Here is a 16340-nt window from a genome sequence, read left to right on the forward strand (position 1 = left end):
GCGTAGAAAAAGCACGGGCAATCAAGCACAAATTGGCGCAGTTATTTTTGTCCCGGGACACTAGAATAGGACCAACTTTTTCAGAGTCAGAGCGCTTATGCCGGATTCGGTTGACGCCAAAGAGCTGTCAGAATTACCACTAGAAAATCTGGTCGCCTGCCATGAGTGCGACCTGCTGATGCGTAAGCCCGAACTCGCCCACGGCGAAAAAGCCTTGTGCCCGCGCTGTGGCTACGAGCTTTATGCCCATCGCTACAACGTCGTACAGCGCAGTCTTGCCTTGGTTGTCGCCGCCTTGTTGTTGTTTATTCCGGCGAACTTTTTACCCATCATGCAACTCAATCTGCTCGGGCAATCTTCGCAAGACACTGTCTGGAGCGGTGTTGTAGCCCTTTTTGATACGGGCATGCAAAGCGTTTCAGTGATCGTGTTCCTGTGCAGCATGGGGATCCCGCTGCTCAAGCTGCTGTGTCAATTGGCCGTATTGTTGAGTATCCGTTTTGATGTCGGACGCAGCTACGGCTTGTTGCTCTATCGCATTTATCACCATATCCGCGAATGGGGGATGCTCGAGGTTTACTTCATGGGCGTACTCGTGGCGATCGTCAAACTGGCAGATATGGCAGCCATCACCGTAGGCCTCGGCTTGGCGTGCTTCATCGGTTTGTTGCTGATTCAAGTCTGGCTGGAGGTCGTAATGTCGCCTCACCAGATCTGGCAAGCGTTATCAGGAGAGGATGCCCATGCGGGCGATTGATGCAGGCATTCTGATTTGCAAGGAATGTCATGAATTGAACAGGCAGGAAGCTGATAGCGATGAGCAAGTCTGTACACGCTGCGGAGCACTGGTGCATGCCCGCAGCCCCAATAGCCTGGTGCGCACCTGGGCATTGCTGATTACCGCCGCCATTCTTTACATACCGGCCAATTTGTTGCCGATCATGACCGTGAACTCCTTGGGCAAAGGTGCGCCCAGCACGATCATGGCGGGTGTGATCGAGTTGGTGCACTACGGAATGATCCCCATTGCGGCGGTGGTGTTTATCGCCAGTATCCTGGTGCCCACCTTCAAGCTGGTAGGCATCGCTCTGCTGCTGTTTTCCGTGCAGCGCCGTCAGCCCCTTTCGGCTCGCCAGCGTATCTGGATGTACCGTTTCATTGAATTCATCGGCCGTTGGTCGATGCTCGATATCTTTGTGATCGCCATCCTCGTGGCGGTCGTGAATTTTGGGCGGCTTGCCAGCATCGAAGCCAATCTTGGCGCCATCGCCTTCGCCACTGTGGTGATTCTGACGATGCTTGCCGCAGTAACATTCGATCCCCGACTGATTTGGGATAACACGGAGTCGGACGACGACCATGACTGATTTGCCTGTAGCGAAAACCCGACCGGCCTCGAACTGGTCTGCCATTTGGGTGCTGCCCCTGATCGCCTTGATCATTGGCGGCTGGCTCGGCTGGCGTGCTTATAACGAGACCGGCATCGAGATTCAGGTGCGTTTTGAGAGTGGCGAAGGCATTCAGGCCAACAAGACCGAAGTGGTCTATAAAGGCATGCCAGTCGGTAAGGTCAAAAGCCTCAAGCTCGATGATGAGGGCAGTTCCAAAGGTGTGATCGCCAGTATTGAAATGAACAAGGATGTGGAGCCATACCTGCGAACCAGTACGCGTTTCTGGCTGGTCAAGCCGAGCGTGACATTGGCAGGGATTACCGGTCTTGAGACGCTGGTTTCAGGTAACTATGTCGCCATCAGCCCGGGGGAAGGCGAGCCCGTCCGCAAGTTCAAGGCCCTGGCCCAGGAGCCGCCGCTCTCCGATGCCCAGCCGGGTCTGCACCTGACCATCAAGGCTGATCGCCTGGGTTCGTTGAACCGCGGCAGCCCGGTGTTCTACAAACAGATCAAGGTAGGCCAGATCAAGAGCTACGTGCTGTCCGAGGACCAGAGTACTGTCGAGCTCAAGGTCTTCATCGAGCCGACTTACGCCAAACTGGTACGCAAACACACACGTTTCTGGAACGCCAGCGGCATCAGCATCGACGCCAATCTGTCCGGTGTGAAAGTGCGTAGCGAGTCGTTGGCCAGCATCGTCGCCGGTGGTATTGCGTTCGCTACGCCTGAAAACCGCAAGGACAGCCCGCCTACCGACCCAAGCCTGCCGTTCAGACTCTACGAAGACTTCGATGCAGCGGCGGCCGGTATCCGGGTCAAGGTCAAGCTCAGCGACTTCGAGGGTTTGCAGGCCGGTCGTACGCCGGTGATGTACAAAGGCATTCAGGTCGGCAATCTGAAGGCGCTGAAGGTCGATCCTGATCTGTCCGGGGCCACTGCCGAATTGACGATGGACCCATTGGCCGAAGATTACCTGGTGGACGGTACGCAATTCTGGGTGGTCAAACCGTCGATTTCCCTGGCGGGGATTACCGGCCTGGAAGCGCTGGTCAAAGGTAACTACATCGCTGTGCGGCCTGGCGACAAGGGTTCGGCTCCACAACGGGAGTTTGTGGCACGGGCCAAGGCGCCGCCGCTGGATCTGCGTGCACCGGGCCTGCACCTGGTGTTGTTCACCGAAAACCTTGGTTCGCTGGAAGTCGGCAGTCCGGTTCTCTACAAACAGGTCAAGGTCGGTTCGGTACAGAGCTATCAGTTCTCGCGCACCAAAAAGCAGTTGATCATCGGCGTGCACATCGAGAAGGAATACGAGGATCTGGTCAACGCCTCGACACGCTTCTGGAATGCCAGCGGCATCACGCTCACGGGCGGACTGACCGGTGGGATTCAAGTCAAAAGTGAGTCGCTGCAAAGCTTGATGGCTGGCGGGATTGCCTTTGAAACCCCGGAAGCCAAGGCGCCGCTACGCAAGCGCATTCCACGTTTCCGCTTGTTTGCCAGCCGTGACGACGCCACGCAAAAGGGCGAGGTGATCAGCATCAAGGTGGACCGCGCCGATGGTTTGCGTACGGGCACGCCGATTCGCTTCAAGGGCTTGGATGTTGGCAAGATCGAGGACGTTGACCTGAGTGACGACCTGCAATCGGTACTGCTGACCGCGCGGATTACCGAAGTGCCGGAACGCATCGCCCGGGTCGGCAGTCAGTTCTGGGTGGTCAAGCCTGAGCTGGGCCTGATCAAGACGTCCAATCTCGAAACCCTGGTGACCGGGCAATACATCGAGGTGCAACCGGCAGCGAAAAATCTGGGACCGCAGAAGAACTTTGTCGCTTTGGTCGCCGCTCCGGAAACCGCCAAGCAGGAAGCGGGATTGAGTCTGGTGCTCAGCGCCGCTCGTCGCGGATCGCTGAAGGCCGGCGTGCCGGTGACGTATCGCGAAATCACCGTGGGCAAGGTGACGGGTTATGAACTGGGCCAGACTGCTGATCGTGTCCTGATCCATATCCTGATCGAGCCGAAGTACGCGCCACTGGTACGCAGCGGCACGCGGTTCTGGAACACCAGCGGTTTCGACTTCGATGTCGGCCTGTTCAAAGGCGCAACGGTGCGCACTGAATCCCTGGAGACGATGATTCAGGGCGGTGTCGCCTTTGCCACACCGGACGGTGAGCGCATGGGCGGCCCGGCGCAACCGGAGCAGACGTTCGCGCTGTTTGACAAGTTTGAGGAGGAATGGCTGGGCTGGGCGCCGAAAATCAGCCTGGGTAAATGACTGGAAATTGATTGGGCGTCTGTAATGACGCCATCGCGAGCAAGCTCGCTCCCACAGGGTTTAGTGGTGTTTGTTTCACCGCAACTCCTGTGGGAGCGAGCTTGCTCGCGATAGGGCCTTAAAACTCGCCAATACCGCTAAAAGATGCGCATGAAAAAGGCCGCGATCCATTTTGGACCGCGGCCTTTTTTATTGCCTTCGATTCAAGCCTCAGACCGCATCCAGCTCCGGTTCATCCGCTTGTTGGTTGACCGTCGCCTTTACCTGATCGTGACGACGGATGTACTTCCAGTCCGCCTCGTCGATGTAGATGCCGGCCGGGCCGCTGCCGCCTTCCAGGTCGATGGCGACACTGGCGCAGACCTGCGGCTTCACGCTCGCCAGGATTGGCACGAAGCCCAGTTGCAGGCTGGTTTCCAGCAAGGCGGCCTGGTTCTTCTCATCGATGTCCGCCGCCTCGTCGAGGTAGTACGGCAGGCGCACGCGACCGGCCTGGTCACGGTCCATCAAGTGCAACAACAAGTACATGTTGGTCAGCGCCTTGATGGTCATGGTGGTGCCGTTGGAGGCGGCGCCGTCGATGTCGGTGTGGATCACCGGTTGACCGTTGACCTTGGTGATCTCGAACGCCAGTTCGAACAAATCCTTGAGGCCGAGCTGGTTGTGGTTGGCTGCCACCAGCCGCGCCAGGTATTCCTTGGCCTCTTCGTTCTTGTTGTCCTGTTCCGCACTCTGGCTCAGATCGAACACCGACAGGGTTTCGCCTTCTTCGTACTGGCCGGCACTGTGGATGATCTGGTCGATGTGCTTGAGCGCTTCCTTGTTCGGCGCGAGCACGATGCGGAAGCTTTGCAGGTTGGAGACCTGGCGTTTGTTGATCTCGCGGTTGAACAGTGCCAGCTGGTGTTCGAGGCTGTCGTAGTCGCTGCGGATGTTGCGCAGGGTCCGGGCGATGTCCGTCACGGCGGCACGACGAGCCTTGCCCAGGGTCAGGGCTTCATCGGTACGGTGCGCATAGGCGTTGATCAACAGTTGCAGGCGACGCTCCATATCGTCTTCGCTGTCGAACTTGGCCACGCCCTTGAGGCGCACCTGAGCGTACAGCGCTTCGATCTGGCCATCGGCGCGCAGCAGACCTTGCCAGCTGTCCTGATAGTCATTGAGCAACGGCAGCAGGTTGTCCATCGAATCGTCGATCGGGTCCATGAACGGTGTGCCGAACGGTAGGTCCGCCGGCAGCAACTGACGGCGGCGCAGGGCGTCGTCGAGGGTGCGTTGCTTGGCTTCCATGTCACCGATCTGCCGGCCGACCAGTTGCAGCTTGGCCGACAGTTGCTGGACACGCTCGGTGAAGGCATCGCTGGAGCGCTTCAATTCGTCTTGCGCGGCTTCCATCTGCGCCAACTGTTCCAGCTTGTCGCCTTCCTCGGCGCTCAGGGTTTGCGCGCGGCGGAAGTCTTCCAGAGCTTTCTGCGCATCCAGCACCTGCTGGTACAGCGCTTCGGTCTGGGTCTTGCTCGCGGCGCGGTCGGCGGCCACTGCCTGCTGGGTTTTCAGTTGCTTGAGTTCTTTTTCCAGGCGCTCTTTCTGATCGCGCAATGCCGCACGGTCAGCCAGGGCCTGCAATGCCGGAGGTTCGATGTGCGAGATGTCGATGGACAGCCCCGGCACTTCGAAGCGTTCACCTTTGAAACCGTCGAGGATCAGCTCCACGGATTTGACCCACTCGCCGTCGTCGTCGAGGGTGATGCCGTGTTCGCCCAATGGCAGGCTGAACAGCGCGCTGTTGAACAGGCGCATCAGGCGCTCGACGTCTTGCTGCGAGAATTCTTCGCGCAGGCGGGCGTAGCTGTTGTTGTCGGCGTGATCGAGTTGCTGTTTGACTGACTTCAGGCGTTTTTCCAGATCGCGCAGACGTTCTTCGAGGTCTTCGGCGCTGAACTGGCGGGATTGCGCCAGTGCGCCGGCGAGTTCGTCGTGGGCGTCCTTCGCCGCCAGCAGTTGCTGTTCCAGCACCTTGACGTCATCGATCAGGGCAAAGCGATGCTTGAGCACCGACAATTCGCCGAGCCAGCGCTGGATGCCGGTGATTTCCCGCTCCAGGCGCATCAGTTCCTGAGTGCCGCCGCGCTGATCGTTTTGCAGGGCGTCCTGCTCGTTGCGGTAGTGCTCGGCCTGAATGGTCAGCTCTTCCTTGCGCGCACTGGCGTAGTCCGACCAGGTACCCAGCAAGGAGTCGAGCAGGGGCGAGATCCGGTGCAGTTTGCCGCGCAGGATGTCGCGTTGCTTCACACCGTTGGCCAGGGCTTCGACCAGCGGGCCGGCGGCGACCAGCGAGTTGTAGTCCTGCTCCATGCGGCGTACATCGCGGAACGCTTCTTCGCACGCGGCGATGTAATCGACGCTGCCGGAACGCAGGCTGTGCTCGAAGGCATCGAGGAACAGCTGCTTGAGCTTGGCCGCGGTGATTTCGCGCATGTGCAGCAGGTTGATGAACAGCGCGCGGAAGGTCTTCAGGCTCTGCTCGCTGGTGGAGCGCAGCGGTATCAGCGTCAGGTCCAGCGGGATCGAGGTGTGGCCACCGACCAGCAAACGGCGCAGCTCATCCGGCTTGAGCTCGTACGCTTTCAGGCCTTCGCGTTCAAGGTTGGTGAAGAGTTCTTTCTGGCGCAGGCAGGTGTCGTTTTTCTGGTAGTGGGCCAGGTCCAGTTTGCCGGCATAGGCAAAGAACTGGTGACCGAAACCGCCGCCCGGGCCGCGACCGACCACGCCGATCACGTGGGGACCGTGGGGCAGGTTCACTTCCACCAGGATGTAGCTGGTGTCCGAGGCGAAGTAGAAGCGCCGGGACTGCTCCAGGCTGTATTTGCCGAAGCTCATGTCCGACATGCGCGCCAGGATCGGGAACTGCAAGGCGTTGATCGAGGCGGATTTACCGAGGTTGTTGGCGCCGTACACCGACAGCGGCTCTTCCAGCGGGAACAGGCCGAGGCTATAGCCGGCGGTGTTCAAAAGGGCAAAGCGGCGGATGCCGTAACGTTCCTTGCTCATGCGTCGAGCTCCTGTTCTTCGGCGATGGCGCGGGCCAGGGCATCTTCTTCGCTTTCATCTTCAAATTCTGCGAGGTCGAGCGGGTCATCGGTCTGCAGCAGTTTTTCGTCGCTGTCGTCGTCGATCAGCACAGGCACCGGCAACGGCAGGACGCTGTGCAGACTGGCGGCCAGATCACGGTCCTGTTGCACCGACAGGCACACATCAAGGAAACGGTGCATTGGCGGCAGGAAGCGGTAGACACCGGTTTCTTCGCTGGCGAAGCCGAGTTGAGTCATGCGGCGCATGATCTTTTCTTCCAGCTCGTCCTGGGTCTGCACTTCGGCCTGGATGAACAGGTCGCGGTATTTTTCCAGCAACGACGGCAGCTCATCGCGTCCGAGGCTGCCGCCGTCGAGCACGGCGATCGGGTCGCGGCCCTGGTCGGCCAGGTGCTCGACGAGGATGAAGGTGAACAGCGCCAGACGCTGGGCAGTCTTGTTCACCGCCGCCGCCGCGAGGTCCGGCACGAAGTAGTAGAAGCCGCGGGTGTCGCAGACCAGTTCAAAGCCCAGGGCCTTGAACAGCGTGCGGTATTGGTCCTGAAAGTTCGACAACTGTGTGTACAACTCCGGATCGCGGCGGCTGACGTGGTAACCCTTGAACAGTTCGCGAAAGATCGGTGCCAGATGGGACAGTTCGGATAGATCAAGATGCATAAGGAGTGCTCGCAGAATCCTCGGCGGCGGTGTCGCTGACCGAGAGCAGGGCGAAGGAGCGCAGGCTGACCTGATGCTCGTGGGTATGGTATTCGCGACGCTCCAGACGCTCGCGCGTGAAGCGTTTTTCCCGCGACAGACGCGAGAACCAGTACAGCAATTCGTCGGTGGCGCCGTCCGGTTCCTGCTCCAGCAGCCAGGTCATCAGGTCCGGCATCGGCAGGGCGTCTTCGCAGCGCTCGAGCATTTCCCGAACCGTGCGCGGCGCACGCGGGGCTTCGCCTTTCTGGGTCTTGTGGGCCTTGGGGAAGCGCGCCGGTTTCGGTTCGAAGCGCGCCAGGGCGTAAACGTAGGCTTCGACCTGACTGGCGCTGCCGAGGAAGGTGCTCTGCGGGCGAGTGAACATCGGCATCGCCGCTTGCGGCACGGCGTCGATGCCTTTACGGCGGATCATCGACAGGGCCAATGCGGCACCACGGGTCACGGCGTTGTGCCGGCGCGCTTCTTCACGCAGCGGCAGGAGCAGTTCGCGGGCATGGCGCAGGGTCAGTTGAGCGCTGGTCTGCATTTCGAGGATGCGCGCGTGGGTGCGCAGCAGCATGTCGTCGTCGACCAGGTGGCCGAGGCGCTGCTGCTCGCTGAGCATCTTCAGCAGGACGGTTTCGACCTTGCGCACGCCTTGTTCGAAGGCGCCGTCGGCGTTCACCAGATCAATCATCGGCTCGACGTATTCGTCCCAGGTCGCCAGCACTTCAGCGTAACGCTGGCGCAACGGAATCTGCCGGTCGCTGGTTTTTGCCCGTTCGGCGACGGCCACCAGTGCCTGTTCGTCGTTATCGAGTTTTTTCAGTACGTCGCGCACGCGCATGTCGAGCAGACGCAATTGGCGGGCGAGGTCATTGCCATCGCGGATATCGAATGCGTCCTGGATATAACCGGCCAGACGCTCCAGGTGACGCAGGTAGGCTTCGATCTCCAGGCACAGGCCCAGGCGGTGTTCACGGCGCAGATAGGCGAGGAAGTCGTGAATCTGCGCATTGAGCTCGAAACGGTTCGGGCTTTTGGCCACGGGAACCAGAATGTCGAGGCGAATCCACACGTCGAGCAGGCTGGTGATGTCCTGCGGCGTACTGTCGAGTTGCTGGGCGGCCAACTGTGAACGCAATTCGTTGAGGCTCAGTGTGCCTTGGTCGAAGTGCTCGCACAGTGGCTCCAGAAGTGCCCAGTGTTCAGCGAGGGCGCGCAAGACGCGCTTGGGTTCGATCATCGGAATGGCCGGCTGGTTGGCGATTAAAAGCCGCGATTGTACTGCATCGGGCGCGATGCGATTCACTCTCGGGACGGGCTGTCGCCATTTTTCATAGGTGGAAAGACTATCGGTGAAGTCTATCGATCAACAGCGCGGGCGATCTTGAGCGAACGGCGGTAGAATCAGCGCACTTTAGTTATCCACAAGTGGCCGACCTTTGCTTATCGAGTCCCGTCGTCGCGCTTATCTGGCCGCCATGCAGGTGGTCAACTGGCTGCCGCGCACCGAATTGCCCTTTGCCGCGCCGTCGCGGCCCGAGCTGCTGGACATGCCAGAGCCGGTTGTGGTCGCGCCTGTCGTGCCCGCTGTTGTGGCCCAGACGCCCGTGGCGCCTGTGGCCAAGCCGGCCGAGCGGGCGAAGATCGAGGTGCCGCGCCCATCGTTGGCAAGCACGCGCACCGGTGCCAAACTGGTGGAAGAGGCTGAAGAGGCGCCGGTCGTGGTCAAGGCCCCGATCGTGCCGCCGCCGCGTTTCGCCCTGCAATTGTTGCGAGCCGGGCGTTGCCTGCTGCTGGTGGAGTTACCTACGGGCGAATCCTTCCAGAGCCGCGATCCTGCTTACCTGTTGCTCAAGGACATGCTGCGCGCCGCCGGTCTGCCGGACAGCCCGCAGATCGTCGGTGAGCCTGTACGCTGGCCGTTGCTGGTGCGTGGCACGATGGATCAGGGCCCGGAAGCGGCCCGCGACTTCGTGCAAGGTTTCCTCTCGGTGCGCATGGAAGAAACGCCCTGCGCCTGCTTGTGGCTGATCGGCTTGCCCGCGGTGCGATTTGCCGGCGAGGCGGATGCCGAAGCGTTCAATCGCGAGTTGCAGATCGAAGGCCTGGGCTCGGCCTGGGCGGTGCCGGGCCTGGAATTATTAATGGAAGAGCCACAGCGTAAGGCTGATGTCTGGCAAGCCATGCGCCGGCTGATGGCGCGCTGGAAAGAATCGAATGAGTGACGCTGTATCGTTTCGCCCGATGAACGAGGCGGACCTGGAAACTGTACTGAAAATCGAATACGCGGCCTACAGCCATCCCTGGACTCGCGGGATTTTCCTCGATGGTCTGGGCAAGTATCAGATCTGGCTGATGTTCGAAGGTCAGCAACAGGTGGGCCACGGTGTGGTGCAGATCATCCTCGACGAGGCTCATCTGTTGAACATTACGGTCAAGCCGGAAAACCAGGGCCGTGGCCTGGGGCTGACATTGCTTGAGCATTTGATGGCGATTGCCTACAAGGCCGACGCCCGGGAGTGTTTCCTGGAAGTGCGCGACAGCAATACCGCGGCGTTCAAGCTGTACGAGCGTTATGGTTTCAACGAGATCGGCCGGCGCCGGGATTACTACCCGGCGGTGGGTGGTCGCGAAGATGCGGTGGTCATGGCCTGTACTTTGGTGGATTAAGCCTCAAAAGCTTCGCGAGCAGGCTCGCTCCCACAATGGATCTGAGTTGACTACACGAATTTTGTGACCGGCGCGAACCCTGTGGGAGCGAGCCTGCTCGCGAAGGCGTCCTCTCAGGGCTCACCGTCCATCGGATGGCGCCGCGCCAGTTCTGCCTCATCCAGCCCGCCGCCACCGCCGATGTCATGGCCATCGACAATGCTCAAGTCCCAGTCGGCCCGACTGTCCTTACCGGCCTCATGGGCATCCCTGGCGCCGTCTTCACGGATCAGGGTTTCCGGGCTCAAGTCATCGTCGGTAGGTTGATGGTTTCCGGTCGAGGCACCGGTCAGGCCCGCTTCACGTATGCGCCGACGAGGCATCAGTTGCTCGCGCTCCCCGTCCGGCAATTCGTCGCCGATTCTTGCGCCGGGCTCTCCTTCATCGAAATCCAGCTCACGCACCGAGCCCATGCGGTCTTCGTTGTCATCGATGGGTTCCGGTTGCACCGCATCGTACGGACGTCGTGAATCATTCATGGCAATACCTCATACTGTGGGCCTTACTAAGGTAGACCCATCGGGTTCATGAGAATTCCACCGGCATGGAGCGTCGGCTGGCCGTAGCAGGAATCAGGGCATCAGGGGCAACTGCATTATGCGCGTGACCCCGACGGGCGGTCGTCTGTCAAAGAAGCGCATTATTCTCGAGGCTTCATTGCATGAACGAATTACAAGATCTGATTGATAACAACGAGCGTTGGGCCGCTGCGATCAAGGAGCAAGATCCTGACTTCTTCGCCAAGCTGGCTCGCCAACAGACTCCGGAGTTCCTGTGGATCGGCTGTTCCGATGCCCGGGTGCCGGCCAACGAGATCGTCGGCATGCTGCCGGGCGATCTGTTCGTACACCGTAATGTGGCCAACGTGGTACTGCACACCGACCTCAACTGCCTGTCGGTGATTCAGTACGCGGTCGATGTGCTCAAGGTCAAACACATCCTTGTCACCGGTCATTATGGCTGCGGTGGTGTGCGCGCCTCGATGCAGGATCGTCAGTTCGGCCTGATCGACGGCTGGCTGCGCTCGATTCGCGACCTGTATTACGAAAAGCGCGAAGAACTGGCCAAACTGGCCACCGAAGAAGAACGGGTCGACCGTCTTTGCGAGCTCAATGTAATCCAGCAGGTGGCCAACGTCGGTCACACCAGTATTGTGCAAAACGCCTGGCACCGCGGGCAGAGCCTGTCGATCCACGGCTGCATTTATGGCATCAAGGATGGCCGCTGGAAGAGCCTGAATGCGACCATTAGCGGTTTCGAGCAACTGCCGCCGCAGTACCGCCTGCGTCCGTTCGAGCCCCTGTAAAGTTCCTCAGCGCAGACTCTGCCGACGCCACTGTTGCAAAAACGGTTGGCCGTCGGCGTTCGGCGCTTCATCGTAGCCGGTGATCCAGCCCCGGCAGTTATACGAACCGCAGTGGCAGGCGAACTGGCGCAGCAGCTTGTCTTCCGTGGCAGCGTAATCCATCGACAGCCAGTCGCCTTTCTGAATGTCCTTCAGCGCCCATAACCACAGCTCACTCATGTCCAGAAACACGTTCGGGTCGCAAGAGTGGCGCAGCAGCCCGCAGAAGCGCGGGTCATAGACGTGAACATCGGGCGCCAGCTGGCGGGTATGTTGGCTGCGATAGGGCAGCAAATGCCCCGATACCCGGCAGACTCGACTGATGCGGGGAAACTCGCGCAGTGCTGCTACGGCCATCGGCGTGCCTTTGTCGTTCGAGAGAATCTCGAAATCGGCCAGGGATGGAAACCCGAGGTGAAGGGGCAACGCCACAAAAGGGTAAACACCCTGCGGCGGTGCGAGAGACTTGCGCAGTGCATTGGCTTTCATAACGTTCCTTGTCGGCTGGGTGCTGCGACTTCCATCGGCTGACGATCCTGTCAGCGCCGCAGCACATGGGTACGGCCCAAGCCTCTCGCAGATATCGCGGGCAGTCTACTGTCATAACTGACAGGTCGACTGCCAGCCATCGGTTTATAGCGGTGGAGCGGGCAGGGCCGTGGCCGGCGCTGGCGCCTTGAGCTGTTTGAGCTGCAGCTGGACCGGTGCAGTCGAACATTTGGCCGCCGCCTGTCCCGGCGTCAGGTTGCGAATCGAGGTGTAGAACAGCGTGCAGGTTTTTTCCTTCTCGGCCACTTGCCAGGTTTGCGTGCAGGTTTTCAGCTCGACATCGGCATTACTGTCCGGTTGGCTGCCCATGACGGCCTGCCAGCACGCGGCGCTCAAATCCTGGCCCATGACTTTCAGGCCCGCCGCATCGGCCTTGGCCTTGGCATCATTGCCGGAATAGTTCGCCGGATCGGCGGCGTACCAGATGTAGCTCGGGTGGTTGGAGCCCAGCACCCGCACTTTCACCCCGTCACCCGGGCTGATCGTCGCCAGGCCCAGCACGTTCACGGTCGCCCCGTATTGTTGCTTGATCCAGTTACGCACCGGCGCGCCGAAGGCGACCATTGGCAATGCTTCACCGCTGGCGTGCAGGCTGACGTTCCTGACCATGGTGGTCTGGTAGTCGTTGAAGTAGCTGTAGACGCCCTCCAGGTCCTTGCCGGCGTTGGATGGGGCGGCGATAGGGGCGATGTCGACAATGGTCTGAAAGCCGGGCGTCTGCTCGACCGGGATGCCATTGGCGGTGAGCAGCGTGGCCCAACGATCGGTGGTGGCGGACTTCAGGTAATCCTGGGCCTGGGTCAACGAATAGTCGGGCGGGAAGTGCAGCAGCTCGACGCTTTTGCGGTTTTCCAGGGCCATGCCCAGCGGCAGGAACAGATACCAGCTGTACGCCCACTTGCCATCGGCATTCAGTTTGCTGGCGCCGTTATAGGCCAGGTCACCGGCATCGAGTAGCGCTGCCAAAGGTTTTTCATAGCCGTTGGGCACGCCGAGGATTTCTGCGTGGAGCTGACCGTTATCGGTTTTGACCAGAACCTTCGCGTCACCGTAGCCATCGCGCTGCACGCTCTGGGTCAGGTAGTGCTCGACGGTTTGCTCAAGCGTCCAGTTGCGAAAGCAGATCACGTTGCAATTGTTGGGGTAGGCGAAGAGGCGGGTAACACGTTCGGTAGTGCCCAGCTTCAAGTTGGCATCGGCGTGGGCGGTGGTGCTCAGGGTGAGGGCTGCGAGAGTGAATGCCGCGAGTTTGAACATGCTCAGATCCTTTTCAGCGTATAAGTCCAGCAGATACTGAAACAGACAGGGCGGAACAAAAAGGGCCGATATCAATATCGGCCCTTTTTATGGTTACGGCATTACCGGCGGCAAATACGCCAGCGTCGTCCCCAGTGCCCATAACAACACTAGCACCAATGGCGTGTGTACCAGCAATTGCACGAACGAGAAGCCGATCAAGTCCCGCGCCTTCAACCCCAGCACGCCCAGCAGCGGCAACATGTAGAACGGGTTGATCAGGTTGGGCAGGGCTTCGGCGGCGTTGTAGATCTGCACCGCCCAGCCCAGATGGTAGTTCAGGTCATTGGCCACTTGCATCACGTACGGTGCTTCGATGATCCATTTGCCGCCGCCGGACGGAATGAAGAAGCCGAGAATCGCCGAATACACGCCCATCAGCAGCGCGTAGGTGTCGTGGGAGGCAATGCTGACGAAAAAGGTCGAGATGTGATGGGCCAGGGTCTGCGCATCGGCACCCTTGACCGTGGTCATCAGCGCCGCGATCGAACCGTAGAGCGGGAACTGGATCAGCACGCCGGTAGTGGTCGGCACCGCACGGGCCACGGCGTCCAGAAAGCTGCGCGGACGCCAGTGCAGCAAGGCACCGAGCATGATGAACAGGAAGTTGTAGGTGTTCAGCCCGGAAATCGCACTGATCGCCGGTTTGGTCGAGAACTCGTGGAATAGCCAGCCAGCGGCCAGCAGCACCAACAGGATCATCAGCAGCGGGCTGTATTCCAGCCATTCGCCGGGACGGGTGCGTGGTTGCAGCGGTGGCAGGTTGAAACTGGGGTCGACACCACAGGCTTTGGCGTCACGCGCCGAATTCGGGCCGGGGGCGGTGGCGTAGGCAATGATCAGCGAGATGACGATCAAGGCCAGCAACATCACACCGGACTGCCAGAGAAAGATCGTCTGGGTGAATGGAATCACCCCGGTGATCGACAGAATCGACGGCGGCAGGCTCGCCGGGTTGGCCTGCAATTGCGCGGCGGACGACGACAGGCCCAAGGCCCACACGGCACCGAGACCCAGGTACGCGGCGGCACCAGCGGCGCGATAGTCCATTTTCAGGTCCGTACGACGGGCGAGGGCGCGCACCAACAAACCGCCGAACACCAGGGACAAGCCCCAGTTCAGCAGTGACGCGACCATCGAGATCAGCGCGACCCAGGCCACGGCGGAGCGGCCGTTTTTCGGGAGCTTTGCCAGTCGGTCGATCAGTTTCACCGCTGGCGGCGAACTGGCGACCACATAACCGCCGATCACCACGAAGGCCATCTGCATGGTGAACGGGATCAGGCTCCAGAAGCCATCGCCAAAGGCCATGGCGGCGTCGGTGGGCTTGGCACCCATCGCCATGGTGGCCAGGGCCACGATAATCACCGCCAGGGCAGCAAACACCCAGGAGTCGGGAAACCAGCGTTCGGCAAAGCTTGAGCAGCGCAGGGCAAAGCGGGCGGAGCGGCTATCTTCGATATCAGCGGCCACGGGGATTACCTCGGATTTTTATGTTTGTTATGGTCTTCGGGGCAGTAACCGCCCGTCTGGACAGACGTCAACATTAATTCAAGCCGAGGATTTTTGCGGGGCTGTTTCGTGGCAATGGGACTTTGGTCTAACGGGTTGTCCGCCGGTGCATTTGCGTAGACCATGGGCGCCTTGGTTTTTGCCTGTGCCAGAGTTCTTTACATGACTGCCAACACCGATTCACGCGCGGCGCCGTTCAGCCGCTCGGACTACAAGACCCTGGGGCTTGCCGCCCTCGGCGGGGCGCTGGAAATCTACGATTTCATCATCTTCGTGTTTTTCGCCCTGACCCTCAGCCAGCTGTTCTTCCCGCCGGAAATGCCCGAGTGGCTACGCCTGCTGCAAAGCTTCGGGATTTTCGTCACCGGCTACCTGGCGCGACCATTGGGCGGCATCCTGATGGCGCACTTCGCCGACCGATTGGGGCGCAAGAAAGTCTTCAGCCTGAGCATCCTGATGATGGCGCTGCCCTGCCTGCTGATCGGGATCATGCCGACTTACGCGCAGATCGGTTATTGGGCACCGTTACTGCTGTTGGCCCTGCGCATTCTCCAGGGGGCGGCAGTGGGCGGCGAAGTGCCGAGTGCCTGGGTATTCGTCGCCGAGCATGCCCCCGTCGCCCATCGCGGCTATGCCCTGGGTTTCCTGCAGGCGGGACTGACCTTCGGCTATTTGATCGGCGCATTGACCGCGACCTTCCTGGCGCAGGCATTCACCCCGGAGGAAATCCTCGATTACGCCTGGCGTTACCCGTTCCTGCTCGGCGGCGTGTTTGGGGTGATTGGTGTCTGGCTGCGTCGCTGGCTCAGCGAAACCCCGGTGTTCATGGCCATGCAGGCGCAACGGGAGGCGGCCGGCGAACTGCCGCTGCACACGGTCTTGCGCGAGCATCGCCTGGCCATTTTGCCAGCGATGATCCTCACCTGTGTGCTGACCTCGGCCGTGGTGGTGTTCGTGGTCATCACCCCGACCATGATGCAGAAAACCTTTGGCATGACCGCCAGCCATACCTTTGCCTTGAGCGCGCTGGGCATCGTGTTCTTGAACATCGGCTGCGTGCTCGCCGGGCTGCTGGTCGACCGCATCGGCGCCTGGCGCACGGTGATGCTCTATAGCCTGTTGCTGCCGCTGGGCATCGGCGTGCTGTATGCCTGCCTGATCACGGGCGGTGACTGGCTCGGCCTGGCCTACGCCGTGGCAGGGCTGTCCTGCGGGGTGGTCGGCGCGGTGCCATCGGTAATGGTCAGCCTGTTCCCGGCGCGGATTCGCGTCTCGGGTATCTCGTTCACCTACAACATTGCCTACGCCGCGTGGGCGAGTGTCACACCGCTGTTGTTGATCGGTCTGATGCCATGGAGTCCCTGGATCTGCGTGATGTTCAGTGCGGTGATGGGCGCGGTAGGCGTGGGCAGTGCGGCTTATTTCGGTGCACGGATGCCGAGAATCGCAGGCTGTTCCACTGCTGGCGCGCATTGATTTTGTGCGTCGTA

General features: G+C 60.4%; 14 protein-coding genes. 7 read left to right on the forward strand and 7 right to left on the reverse strand.

All coding sequences use genetic code 11. The annotated features are described in order from the left end of the window. The first annotated feature begins 97 nt into the window (after positions 1-97). From ACM6IK_RS14360 to ACM6IK_RS14370, 3 genes are read left to right on the forward strand one after another with little or no spacing between them, the layout of a single operon-like run. The gene (locus tag ACM6IK_RS14360) at positions 98-757 is read left to right on the forward strand and encodes a paraquat-inducible protein A (RefSeq protein WP_218426598.1); all 660 of its coding nucleotides are present in this window, start codon (positions 98-100) and stop codon (positions 755-757) included. Then, on the forward strand, positions 744-1367 hold the full coding sequence (locus ACM6IK_RS14365) for a paraquat-inducible protein A (RefSeq protein WP_108214827.1): 624 nt from the start codon (positions 744-746) through the stop codon (positions 1365-1367). The genes ACM6IK_RS14360 and ACM6IK_RS14365 overlap by 14 nt, the downstream gene beginning before the upstream one ends. Further along, positions 1360-3663, forward strand: coding sequence for an intermembrane transport protein PqiB (locus ACM6IK_RS14370; protein WP_414874867.1), 2304 nt, complete (start codon positions 1360-1362; stop codon positions 3661-3663). Before ACM6IK_RS14365 ends, ACM6IK_RS14370 begins: the two co-directional genes overlap by 8 nt. A 210-nt stretch (positions 3664-3873) precedes the next feature. Here ACM6IK_RS14370 and mksF read toward each other — a convergent pair whose 3' ends face one another. The 3 genes from mksF to mksB are packed head-to-tail and all read right to left on the reverse strand — an operon-like array spanning position 3874 to position 8679. Further along, complete coding sequence (gene mksF / locus ACM6IK_RS14375) at positions 3874-6714, reverse strand: Mks condensin complex protein MksF (protein ID WP_414874868.1); 2841 nt, start codon at positions 6712-6714, stop codon at positions 3874-3876. After that, entirely contained in the window at positions 6711-7412 is a 702-nt protein-coding gene (gene mksE / locus ACM6IK_RS14380) for an Mks condensin complex protein MksE (protein WP_414874869.1), read from the reverse strand. Before mksE ends, mksF begins: the two co-directional genes overlap by 4 nt. Further along, positions 7402-8679, reverse strand: coding sequence for an Mks condensin complex protein MksB (mksB, locus tag ACM6IK_RS14385; protein ID WP_414874870.1), 1278 nt, complete (start codon positions 8677-8679; stop codon positions 7402-7404). Before mksB ends, mksE begins: the two co-directional genes overlap by 11 nt. A 238-nt stretch (positions 8680-8917) precedes the next feature. Between mksB and ACM6IK_RS14390 the strand changes: the two genes are divergently transcribed. Both ACM6IK_RS14390 and rimI read left to right on the forward strand, forming a co-directional pair. Further along, positions 8918-9664 carry an energy transducer TonB gene (locus ACM6IK_RS14390; RefSeq protein ID WP_414875252.1) on the forward strand — a complete coding sequence of 249 codons (747 nt, stop codon included), beginning with the start codon at positions 8918-8920 and terminating at the stop codon, positions 9662-9664. Then, positions 9657-10109, forward strand: a complete 453-nt coding sequence (gene rimI, locus ACM6IK_RS14395) for a ribosomal protein S18-alanine N-acetyltransferase (RefSeq protein WP_414874871.1) — start codon at positions 9657-9659, stop codon at positions 10107-10109. The genes ACM6IK_RS14390 and rimI overlap by 8 nt, the downstream gene beginning before the upstream one ends. Positions 10110-10222: 113 nt before the next feature. On the opposite strand, the gene ACM6IK_RS14400 is transcribed toward rimI, so the two are convergent. After that, entirely contained in the window at positions 10223-10627 is a 405-nt protein-coding gene (locus ACM6IK_RS14400) for a serine kinase/phosphatase (RefSeq protein WP_414874872.1), read from the reverse strand. 182 nt (positions 10628-10809) lie between these two features. Here ACM6IK_RS14400 and can point away from each other — a divergent pair, with 182 nt between their 5' ends. Further along, positions 10810-11454 carry a carbonate dehydratase gene (gene can / locus ACM6IK_RS14405; protein ID WP_223549122.1) on the forward strand — a complete coding sequence of 215 codons (645 nt, stop codon included), beginning with the start codon at positions 10810-10812 and terminating at the stop codon, positions 11452-11454. Between the two features lie 6 nt (positions 11455-11460). On the opposite strand, the gene ACM6IK_RS14410 is transcribed toward can, so the two are convergent. From ACM6IK_RS14410 to ACM6IK_RS14420, 3 genes are all read right to left on the reverse strand, one after another. Then, the gene (locus ACM6IK_RS14410) at positions 11461-11982 is read right to left on the reverse strand and encodes an SET domain-containing protein-lysine N-methyltransferase (protein ID WP_414874873.1); all 522 of its coding nucleotides are present in this window, start codon (positions 11980-11982) and stop codon (positions 11461-11463) included. A gap of 144 nt (positions 11983-12126) precedes the next feature. Continuing rightward, a complete protein-coding gene (locus tag ACM6IK_RS14415) occupies positions 12127-13299 on the reverse strand; it encodes a hypothetical protein (protein ID WP_414874874.1) in 1173 nt (390 codons plus the stop codon). A 93-nt stretch (positions 13300-13392) separates the two neighbouring features. Beyond that, the gene (locus ACM6IK_RS14420; protein ID WP_414874875.1) at positions 13393-14811 is read right to left on the reverse strand and encodes a short-chain fatty acid transporter; all 1419 of its coding nucleotides are present in this window, start codon (positions 14809-14811) and stop codon (positions 13393-13395) included. 201 nt (positions 14812-15012) lie between these two features. On the opposite strand from ACM6IK_RS14420, the gene ACM6IK_RS14425 reads away from it, so the two are divergent. Next, complete coding sequence (locus tag ACM6IK_RS14425) at positions 15013-16326, forward strand: MFS transporter (protein WP_414874876.1); 1314 nt, start codon at positions 15013-15015, stop codon at positions 16324-16326. Positions 16327-16340 lie beyond the last annotated feature (14 nt).

It is taken from the genome of Pseudomonas sp. IT-196MI5, from assembly GCF_949767415.1.
Classification (GTDB): Bacteria; Pseudomonadota; Gammaproteobacteria; order Pseudomonadales; family Pseudomonadaceae; genus Aquipseudomonas.

Coding starts and splice junctions, on each gene's coding strand:
- ACM6IK_RS14360 (WP_218426598.1), top strand. CDS start 98: ATGCCGGATTCGGTTGACGCCAAAGAGCTGTCAGAATTACCACTAGAA.
- ACM6IK_RS14365 (WP_108214827.1), top strand. CDS start 744: ATGCGGGCGATTGATGCAGGCATTCTGATTTGCAAGGAATGTCATGAA.
- ACM6IK_RS14370 (WP_414874867.1), top strand. CDS start 1,360: ATGACTGATTTGCCTGTAGCGAAAACCCGACCGGCCTCGAACTGGTCT.
- mksF (WP_414874868.1), bottom strand. CDS start 6,714: ATGAGCAAGGAACGTTACGGCATCCGCCGCTTTGCCCTTTTGAACACC.
- mksE (WP_414874869.1), bottom strand. CDS start 7,412: ATGCATCTTGATCTATCCGAACTGTCCCATCTGGCACCGATCTTTCGC.
- mksB (WP_414874870.1), bottom strand. CDS start 8,679: ATGATCGAACCCAAGCGCGTCTTGCGCGCCCTCGCTGAACACTGGGCA.
- ACM6IK_RS14390 (WP_414875252.1), top strand. CDS start 8,918: ATGCAGGTGGTCAACTGGCTGCCGCGCACCGAATTGCCCTTTGCCGCG.
- rimI (WP_414874871.1), top strand. CDS start 9,657: ATGAGTGACGCTGTATCGTTTCGCCCGATGAACGAGGCGGACCTGGAA.
- ACM6IK_RS14400 (WP_414874872.1), bottom strand. CDS start 10,627: ATGAATGATTCACGACGTCCGTACGATGCGGTGCAACCGGAACCCATC.
- can (WP_223549122.1), top strand. CDS start 10,810: ATGAACGAATTACAAGATCTGATTGATAACAACGAGCGTTGGGCCGCT.
- ACM6IK_RS14410 (WP_414874873.1), bottom strand. CDS start 11,982: ATGAAAGCCAATGCACTGCGCAAGTCTCTCGCACCGCCGCAGGGTGTT.
- ACM6IK_RS14415 (WP_414874874.1), bottom strand. CDS start 13,299: ATGTTCAAACTCGCGGCATTCACTCTCGCAGCCCTCACCCTGAGCACC.
- ACM6IK_RS14425 (WP_414874876.1), top strand. CDS start 15,013: ATGACTGCCAACACCGATTCACGCGCGGCGCCGTTCAGCCGCTCGGAC.